The sequence below is a fragment of the Nocardiopsis sp. JB363 genome (assembly GCF_900143625.1).
In the GTDB taxonomy this organism is placed as follows: domain Bacteria; phylum Actinomycetota; class Actinomycetes; order Streptosporangiales; family Streptosporangiaceae; genus Nocardiopsis.
Map to the genome: position 1 here is coordinate 23,318 of NZ_FRFF01000188.1, position 8,625 is coordinate 31,942.

Genomic DNA, 8,625 nt, shown 5'->3' on the forward strand with positions numbered 1-8,625 from the left:
TGTAAAGAGGGACCAATGCGCTACCGGATCACATTCGTCGCCGGACTGGCCATCGGCTACGTCCTGGGGGCCAAGGCGGGCAAGGCCCGCTACGAGCAACTCTCCCGCACCGCGCGCAAGGTGGCCGACAGCCCACTCGTGCAGGAAGTGGCCGGGCTCGTCGGCGCGCAGGCGAGCAACGCCGGCCGCGCCGTCTACGACAAGGCCGTGGACAAGATGCCCATCACCTCCGTGCGGGACTTCCTGTCCCGTCCCAGCGCGGAGGAGTCCGAACTCCTCCAGTGGGAGGCCGACATGGTCAACGGAACCGCGCCCGAGCCCCGCACCGGCCCCGACCAGGACATCTAGATGGCGTGGTTCGGACGGGACGACGTACCCGACCAGGTCCGTTCCCGGTTGGAACGAGGCGAACGCGTGCTCGCGCACGCGCCCGTCGCCGCTCCGGCCGGGTCCGGGCCCTCGCCCGAGGGGCGGCCGCCCGTTCTGGTGGCGACCACCCGCGCCCTGTACCTGCCCGACGGCCACGCCGTCCCCTGGCAGGACATCGACCAGGCGAAGTGGAGCTCCGACGAGCTGAGGTTCATCGAGGAGGGGCACGGTGAACGCACCGTTCGGCTGCGCACCGAGCTCACCGGCGGCGCCGTGGACTACCGACGCATGGCCGAGGCCGTCGCCGAACGGGTCACCTCCAGCATCCTGGTCAACCGTTTCGTCCCCTTCCCCTCCTCCGACTCCACCGAGGGTTTCCGGCTGGTGGCCAGGCGCGCCCCGCTGGGCACCGAGATCGACTGGCGGGTGCACCTGGGCGAGGGCCTGGACCCGAGGGACCCGCGCCTTTCCGACGCCGTCCCTCGGGCCCTGGCCCTGGTCCGCGAACAGATGGGGGTCTAGCTCGGCTTGGTGAGGGCTCGGGCCAGGACTTCGGCCAGGTGCAGGGCCCGGCGGCCGGTTCCCTGTTCGATCTGGGTGCGGCAGCTGTACCCGTCGGCCAGCACCAACGTGTCCTGGTCCGCCTCCCGCACACGCGGCAGGAGTTCGCGCTCACCGATGGCGCTGGAGACCTCGTAGTGTCCCTCGGTGAAACCGAAGTCGCCGGCCAGGCCGCAGCAGCCCGAGTCCAGGACCTCGCCGTCGATTCCGGCCCGGGCGATGAGTTCCCGGTCGGCGTCGAACCCGCTCACCGCGTGCTGGTGACAGTGCACCTGCGCCAACGCCGACGCGTCCACCCGGGGCGGGATCCAGTCCGGGGCGTACTCGTTGAGGAAGCCCGCGAAGGTGTGCACGGCCTCCGCGATCCTGCGGCTCTCCTCCCCCGGCAGCAGCTCCAGCAGGTCGTGCTTGAGCGCCGCCGTGCAGCTCGGTTCCAGACCCACCACCGGCAACCCCTGAGAGACCAGGGGCGCCAACGCCGATACCGCCCGGCGCATCACGGCCCTGGCCACGTCCAACTGTCCGGTGGACACCCAGGTCAACCCGCAGCACACCTGTCCCCTGGGCAGTACCACGGAGAACCCGGCGTCCTCCAGGACCCGGACCGCGCTCGTCAACACCCCCGGGTTGAGCAGGTTCCCGAAGGTGTCCGGCCACAACACCACCTTGGGGCCGCCCTGGCGCCCCTCCCCACGGTTCAGGCGCCGTCGGAAGGCGCGGGCGAAGGTGGTGCGCGCGAACGCCGGCAGGTCGCGTTGGGCCGCCACCCCGGCGGCCTTCTTCGCCAGGGTGGACACCCCGGGAAGCCGCGCCAGTCGGTTGGTCTCGGCCGGCGCCAGGGCGGCCAGTCGGGCCAGCGCCGGCAGCCATCCCATCGAGTAGTGCGCGGCCGGACGCACCCGGCCCCGATAGTGCTGGTGCAAAAACTCAGCCTTATAGGAGGCCATGTCCACGTTGACCGGGCAGTCGCTCAAACAGCCCTTGCAGGACAGGCACAGGTCCAGGGACTCGCGTACCTCCTCCGACCTCCACCCGTCGGTGATCACCTCCCCGTTCGCCATCTCGAACAGCAGGTGGGCGCGGCCGCGGGTGGAGTGCTTCTCCTCCTGGGTGACCTGGTAGCTGGGGCACATCACCCCGGACCCGCTCTGCCTGCGGCACTTGCCCACCCCCGAGCAGCGGCGCAGCGCCTTGACGAAGTCGCCGTCGTCCTCGGTATAGGCCAGCGTGGTCTGGGAGAGCAGCGGGAGTTCGGGGCGCAGGTCGGTGGCCACGCGCACGTCGGCGTCCAGCGGAAGCGGGTCGACGATGATGCCGGGGTTCATCAGTCCGGCGGGGTCCCAGATCCGCCTGAACTCGGCGAAGGCCTCGATGAGGCCGGGCGGGTACATGCGCGAGAGCAGTTCCGAACGGGCCTGACCGTCGCCGTGTTCCCCGGACAGGGATCCGCCGTGGCGGACGACGATCTCGGCGGCCTCCTCCATGAACGCCCGATACTCGCGGCGTCCCTGCTCGTGGGTGAGTTCGAAGTCGATGCGCACGTGCAGGCAGCCGTCACCGAAGTGGCCGTAGACGACCCCGTAGCGCTCGTGTCGGGCCATGAGGTCGTCGAAGTCGCGCAGGTAGTCGCCCAGGTTCTCCGGGGGCACCGCCGCGTCCTCCCAACCCGACCAGGCCTCGACTCCGGTGGGGGTGCGTGAGGTGAGCCCGGCGCCCTCCTCACGGATGCGCCACAGCGCCTTCTGTTGGGCGGACGCGACCACCACGGACGCGTCCCGGGGTCGGCTGTCGCCGTCCAGGGCCGCGATCATCGTTTCGGCGGCCTCGGCCGCGTCCCGCGGGTCCTTTCCGGCGATCTCCACCAGCAGCCACGCCCCACCGAGGGGCAACGAGACCCGGGAACGCGACCCCTGCCGGTCCAGGGCCGCGACCATACGGTCGTTGATGCCCTCCACGGTGAGCGGGGAGTGCCCGAGCAGGGCGGGAACGGCGTCCGCGGCCGACGGCGCGTCGTCGTACCCCAGGACGGCCAGGGCTCGGGCGGCCGGTGCCTCCACCAGGCGGACGGTGATGCCCAGGACCATCACGCAGGTGCCCTCGGTGCCGACCAGGGCCGCGGCCACGTCGCGTCCCTTCTCCGGCAACAGTCGGTCCAGGGCGTAGCCGGAGACGCGACGGCGGAACTCGGGCATGGCGGTGCGCAGTTCGGCGCGGTGCTTCTCCACCAGGCGGGCCAGGGCGGCGTGGACCTCGCCCGCGCGGCCGGGGCGTTCGGCCAGTTCGGCGAACTCCTCGGCGGTCTGCCCGGAGCCGACGGTCATCCGGGTGCCGTCGGACAGCAGCACGTCCAAGGCGACGATGTTGTCGGCCGTGGTGCCCCAGGCCACCGAGTGCGAACCGCAGGCGTTGTTGCCCACCATGCCGCCGATGGTGCAGCGACTGTGCGTGGAGGGGTCGGGGGCGAAGGTGAGTCCGTGTTCGGCGGTCGCGGCCCGAAGGTCGTCGAGGATCACTCCGGGTTGGACGGTGGCGGTGCGCGAGGCCGGGTCCACCTCGATGATGGTCCGCAGGTGGCGCGAGGTGTCGATGACCACCCCGGTGCCGATGGAGTTGCCGGCGATGGACGTACCGCCTCCGCGCGGGATCACCGACACCCCGTGCGCGGCGCAGGCACGGACCGCCGCCACGCAGTCCTCGATCGTCTCGGGGATGACCACGGCCAGGGGGACACGACGGTAGTTGGAGGCATCGGAGGTGTACAGGGCGAGTGTTCCGGCGTCCAAGGCCACGGTCCCCTGGACGGAGTCCTCCAAATCCCTGCGCAGGGCGGCGAGGTCGGGGCGTGCGGTGGTGCTGTACGGGTCGGCCATGTGCTCAGCGTGGCGTGACGCACGTCATCCTGGCAACCACGCCGCGCGACCACCCGTTCACGGCATCGGGCCGGGACGGTCCAGGGCGTCGTCCATGACGCGCACCAGGTCGCCGTCGGCGTCCATGTCGAGGTTCCAGACCATCATCCCGGCCAGACCCTCCTCGCGTACGTACTCGCCTTTGAGGGCGATCACGTCAGGGTTGTCGTAGGTCCACCACTCGTCGCCGTCGTACACCCAGTAGGCGCCGGAGTCCTCGTCGAGGAAGCGACGACCGTCCATCGTCTCCAGCGCGTCGAAGGGGCGGGTCGGGCCGTCGTAGTCGTCGTCGGCGGGCCCCTCCGCGGCCTGGTCGCGCCCGTTCTCGGCGGCGGGGACGCCCTGCCAGCCGCGGCCGAAGGCCGGGACGCCCATCACCAACTGATCGGCGTCGGCCCCCAGGTCCAGGTAGCGGCGAACGGCCTGGTCGACGCTGTTGGCCTCGTCGTCGTGGTCGGGGACGTAGAGGTTGGAGTGGTGGGCGGTGTCGTCGCTCCAGGGACCGGAGAAGTCGTAGCCCTGCACGGTGGCGAAGTCGACGTGGTCGAAGATCTCCGGCTCGTAGGCCGCGCTGTGGGACGCCCCGCCGGGCAGGGACGCCGACAGGACGTACTCCTGGCCGGTCTCACCGGAGAGTTCGTCCATCTGGCGGCGGAACTCGGCCAGCAGCAGGGTGAAGTTGACCGGATCGTCGGGGTGTTCGACGTTGGAGGCGTTGCCCTGCCCGCCCGGCCACTCCCAGTCCAGGTCGATGCCGTCGAAGACACCCGCGGCGACCCCGTCGCCGCCCTGGGGTTCGTCGCCCCGCACGGGGAGGTTCCCGCGCAGCCACAGGTCCAGGCAGGAGGACACGAACGCCTCCCGGGACTCCTCGGTACGAGCGGCGGTGGAGAAGTGCACCGACCAGTTCCAACCGCCCAGGGACAGGCTCGCGCCCAGGTCCGGTTGGAGGGCGCGCAGTTGCCGGAGCTGGTTGAGGCCGCCCGCCAATTCCTGCTCGTACTCGTCGGCCTCCCCGCTGACGCTCTCGTCGGCGTCGTAGCGACGCTGGTACAGCTCCCAGGGCTGGTCGTGGCCACCCTCGGGGATGTGGCACAGCCCCTCGGGGTCGATGTCACCGAAGGCCCACATCACGCGGGTCAGGTGTTCGGAGGCCCCGCTCTGTCTCAGCCGGTCGACGGTGAAGCCGCGGTTGGCCACGTTCCAGTCGGCGAAGTAGCCGATGCGTTCGAGCGGTCGTTTGTTCAGGAGCACGAGGGTTCCCACCAGGAGTACGACGGCGGCGATGGCCGCTCCCACCACCAGCAGCGGACGCCGCCCGGGGGAAGGTCGGGACCTGGAGGGTGTCGGCAGGGCGTTCACACCACGACCGTAGGGCAGGAGCGCGATCGGGGTGGTGGTTCGTCCCATGTCGGCCACATGAGGCCGTTGCCCGGTCTCGGGGAACCCGGGGACGCCACCGGACGTTGTACCCGGATCAGCCGCCGCGCAGGAAGTCCTTCAGGGTGCCGGCCCGCGAGGGGTGGCGGAGTTTGGCGAGGGTCTTGGCCTCGATCTGTCGGATGCGTTCCCGGGTCACCCCGAACTCCCGGCCGACCTCCTCCAAGGTACGCGGGTGGCCGTCGACCAGCCCGAACCGCAATCCGATGATGCGCCGTTCCCGGTCGGACAGGTCGTCCAGGATCACCCGCAGTTGTTCCTGTAACAGGGTGAAGGCCGCCGCCTCCACCGGCATGACGGCGTCGGAGTCCTCGATGAAGTCACCGAAGTCGGATTCCTCCTCGCCGATGGGGGCCTGCAGGGACACCGGTTCGCGGGCGATGCGCTGGATCTCCAGGACGCGTTCGCCCCTGAAGCCCGCCGCGGAGGAGACCTCGGCGAGGTTGGGCTCTCGCCCCAGCTGCTGGTGCAACTGGTGCTGGACCCGGACCAGCTTGTTGATGGTCTCCACCATGTGCACGGGGATACGGATGGTGCGCGCCTGGTCGGCGATGGCGCGGGTGATGGCCTGCCGGATCCACCAGGTGGCGTACGTGGAGAACTTGAAGCCCTTGCCGTAGTCGAACTTCTCCACGGCGCGGATGAGCCCCAGGTTGCCCTCCTGGATCAGGTCCAGGAACATCAGGCCGCGCCCCATGTAGCGCTTGGCGATCGACACCACCAGGCGCAGGTTCGACTCGATGAGACGCCGTTTGGCCCGGCGTCCCTCCTCGACCAGTTCGGCGAGCTCATCGGCGGTACAGAACCCCGCCTCGGGGTCCCTGCGCCCGGCGTACAGGCCGGCCTCGATCGCCTTGGCCAGGTTCACCTCGTCCCGCGCGGTGAGCAGGGGCACCCGGCCGATCTCCCGCAGGTACATCCGCACCAGGTCCGAGCCGGAGCGCCGCCCCTGGTCGAGGAAGACGGGCGTCTCCTCCGGTTCGGCGACCTCCACCCCGGCCCGGGACAGGTGGGAGATCGTCCGGTCCAGGGAGTCGGGGGGCGCGTCGAGGCGCTCCAGCGCCGACGCGACATCCCCACGACTGACCGTTCCCCGACCCGAGTCGGGGAGAAGATGGACCACCTGACCAATAGGCGGTATTTCCTGGGACACAACCGTGGGAGCCACCACTACATTGTGCCCACAAGGCTAGCGAAATAGGGAGAACTACTATTGTCACCCCCGTGCTACATAGCCTCGATTCCCGACTCCCGAAGTGCACGTTTTTGCTGGCCGAGCTGCATGAGTTCGGCGAAGACCCGGTTGTATTCCTCCAACTGGGCCACGGGATCCAGGCGGTGCAGCTCGGACTTGAGGTTTGACTCTCGCCGGTTGATGGAATGAGTCTTGATTGTGCTCAGCATCATTTTAGCGAAATGCGCGTCGAGTTCTCCATAGAACTTGATCTCCTCTACACCCAGCCGAGTGACGAAATCGCGTTGGAGATCATTGGGAGCGGCCTCACGAAGGCTGATCGGCCAGTGCTGGGGGTCGACCGCCGCCGCCACCCCGCCCCGGTCCTGAATGATCCGCAGTACCGCCTGGTGCTGGGGAACGGTGAAGTCCTCCTCGACGAGGGCGTCGAAGCCCACCGCCAGGTTCGGTTGCTGGATCGCGAGCTTGAGCGCTTGGCGTTCACGCTGCACCGACGGGTCGCCCAGGTCATAGGGGGCCTCCCGGGCGTCCGGAGTGGGCGCCACGGGGGCCGGTGCGGCACCGCGGCCGCGCCCACGCCCCATGTGCTGGCGGACCCGGCGCAGCACGAACGACTCGTCCATCAGGCCCAGCCAGCGGTCCAGGTTCTTGCCGTAGGTCAGCCGGATGCCCTCGTCCCGGATCCCGGCGACCACCGGCGCCGCCGCGTCCAGGGCGGCGATGCGCCCCTCGGCGTTGGTCAGGTCATAGCCCTCGACGATGGTGCGGATCATGAACTCGTACAGCGGGCTCGCACCGTCGACCAGGTCGGCCACCGCCTGAGGACCCTGCTGGAGGCGCAGGTCACAGGGGTCGAGGCCGTCGGGCTGGACGGCCACGAAGGTCTCCGAGGTGAACCCGTGCTCCTCGGCGAAGGCGCGCACGGCCGCCTTCTGCCCCGCCTTGTCGCCGTCGAAGGTGAACACGACCCGGCCACCCTGGTTGGAGCGGCCCAACAGCATGCGGCGCAGGATCTTGAGGTGGTCCTCACCGAAGGAGGTGCCACAGGTGGCGACCGCGGTGGTCACACCGGCCTCATGGCAGGCCATGACGTCGGTGTACCCCTCGACGATGACCGCCTCGCCCTTGCGGGAGATCTCCCGTTTGGCCAGGTCCAGCCCGTACAACAGGCGCCCCTTGTGGAAGATGGGGCTCTCCGGGGAGTTGAGGTACTTGGGGCCGTCCTCGCTCGGGTCCAGTTTGCGCGCACCGAACCCGACCACCTCGCCGGTGACCTCCCGGACCGGCCACAGCAGCCGGTTCCGGAAGCGGTCGTAGGCACCGCGCCGCCCCTGGCTGGCCAGACCGCCCTCGATGACCTCCGCGTCGGTGAAACCCTTCCGACGCAGGTGGTCGACGAGGTTCTGCCAGCCCGCCGGGGCGAAACCCAGCCCGAACTGTTCGGCGTGCACCCGGTTGAACCCGCGTTCGTCGAGGAACTGCCGCGCGATCACCGCTCCCGGGGACAGGAGCTGCTCGGCGTAGAACTCGGCGGCGGCCCTGTGCGCGTCGAGCAGCCGTTGGCGCTTGCCCTCGTCCCGCCTGGGGGTGCTGCGCCCGCCCTCCTCGTAGCGCAGCGTGATGCCGGTCTGCCGAGCGAGCGTCTCGACGGCCTCCACGAAGCTGAGGCTGTCGATCTTCTGCACGAACCCGATGACGTCCCCGCCCTCGTTACAGCCGAAGCAGTAGTAGAGGTTCTTCGACGGGGTGACGTTGAAGGAGGGGGACTTCTCGTCATGGAAGGGGCACAACCCCTTCAGGGAGCCGCCTCCGGCATTGCGCAGCTGGAGGTACTCGCCGATGACGTCGGCGATGGGGGTGCGCTCGCGTACGAGCGCGATGTCTTCGTCTTTGATCCGTCCTGCCACGGTTTTCAGCCTAGGCGAGTGTGGACCCTCCGAGGTTCATCTCGGGAAGGCGGGAGGCGTAGTGCAGGAGAACACGTAGGACCGGGTGGGTCGGTGGGGTGGTGGGGCGCCTCAAGTAGGAGTCCTGCTGGTATCTGGGCGTCTCATGGGTGTGTTGGTGGGGCGCCTCGGGTCTCGTGCCCTGGGGTTGTTGGGCGGGGTTTGGGTGGTCTCCCCCTTCCCCGCCGCGTGATTGTGGCCGTCT

The 8,625-nt window shown here is 69.6% G+C and carries 7 protein-coding genes; 2 read left to right on the top strand and 5 right to left on the bottom strand.

What is annotated here, in order from left to right:
- Window positions 1-15 precede the first annotated feature (15 nt).
- Both BQ8420_RS28540 and BQ8420_RS28545 read left to right on the top strand, forming a co-directional pair.
- On the top strand, window positions 16-348 hold the full coding sequence (locus BQ8420_RS28540) for a hypothetical protein (protein WP_087103123.1): 333 nt from the start codon (window positions 16-18) through the stop codon (window positions 346-348).
- Window positions 349-891, top strand: coding sequence for a hypothetical protein (locus BQ8420_RS28545; protein ID WP_087103126.1), 543 nt, complete (start codon window positions 349-351; stop codon window positions 889-891).
- On the opposite strand, the gene BQ8420_RS28550 is transcribed toward BQ8420_RS28545, so the two are convergent.
- From BQ8420_RS28550 to BQ8420_RS32970, 5 genes are all read right to left on the bottom strand, one after another.
- The gene (locus BQ8420_RS28550) at window positions 888-3,800 is read right to left on the bottom strand and encodes an FAD-binding and (Fe-S)-binding domain-containing protein (protein WP_087103128.1); all 2,913 of its coding nucleotides are present in this window, start codon (window positions 3,798-3,800) and stop codon (window positions 888-890) included. The genes BQ8420_RS28545 and BQ8420_RS28550 overlap by 4 nt on opposite strands.
- 57 nt (window positions 3,801-3,857) lie before the next feature.
- On the bottom strand, window positions 3,858-5,249 hold the full coding sequence (locus tag BQ8420_RS28555; RefSeq protein ID WP_200816135.1) for a glycoside hydrolase family 18 protein: 1,392 nt from the start codon (window positions 5,247-5,249) through the stop codon (window positions 3,858-3,860).
- 67 nt (window positions 5,250-5,316) lie between these two features.
- On the bottom strand, window positions 5,317-6,402 hold the full coding sequence (gene rpoD, locus BQ8420_RS28560) for an RNA polymerase sigma factor RpoD (RefSeq protein WP_087103130.1): 1,086 nt from the start codon (window positions 6,400-6,402) through the stop codon (window positions 5,317-5,319).
- 104 nt (window positions 6,403-6,506) lie between these two features.
- Window positions 6,507-8,381: a DNA primase gene (gene dnaG / locus BQ8420_RS28565; protein WP_087103133.1), complete on the bottom strand. Its 1,875-nt coding sequence runs from the start codon at window positions 8,379-8,381 to the stop codon at window positions 6,507-6,509.
- A gap of 10 nt (window positions 8,382-8,391) precedes the next feature.
- Window positions 8,392-8,625: hypothetical protein (locus BQ8420_RS32970; protein ID WP_235006545.1), on the bottom strand; the 234-nt coding region annotated here is incomplete at its 5' end.

Bases quoted from the DNA above. Each gene is read 5' to 3' on its own strand.
- BQ8420_RS28540 (WP_087103123.1), top strand. From the start codon at position 16: ATGCGCTACCGGATCACATTCGTCGCCGGACTGGCCATCGGCTACGTC.
- BQ8420_RS28545 (WP_087103126.1), top strand. From the start codon at position 349: ATGGCGTGGTTCGGACGGGACGACGTACCCGACCAGGTCCGTTCCCGG.
- BQ8420_RS28550 (WP_087103128.1), bottom strand. From the start codon at position 3,800: ATGGCCGACCCGTACAGCACCACCGCACGCCCCGACCTCGCCGCCCTG.
- BQ8420_RS28555 (WP_200816135.1), bottom strand. From the start codon at position 5,249: ATGGGACGAACCACCACCCCGATCGCGCTCCTGCCCTACGGTCGTGGT.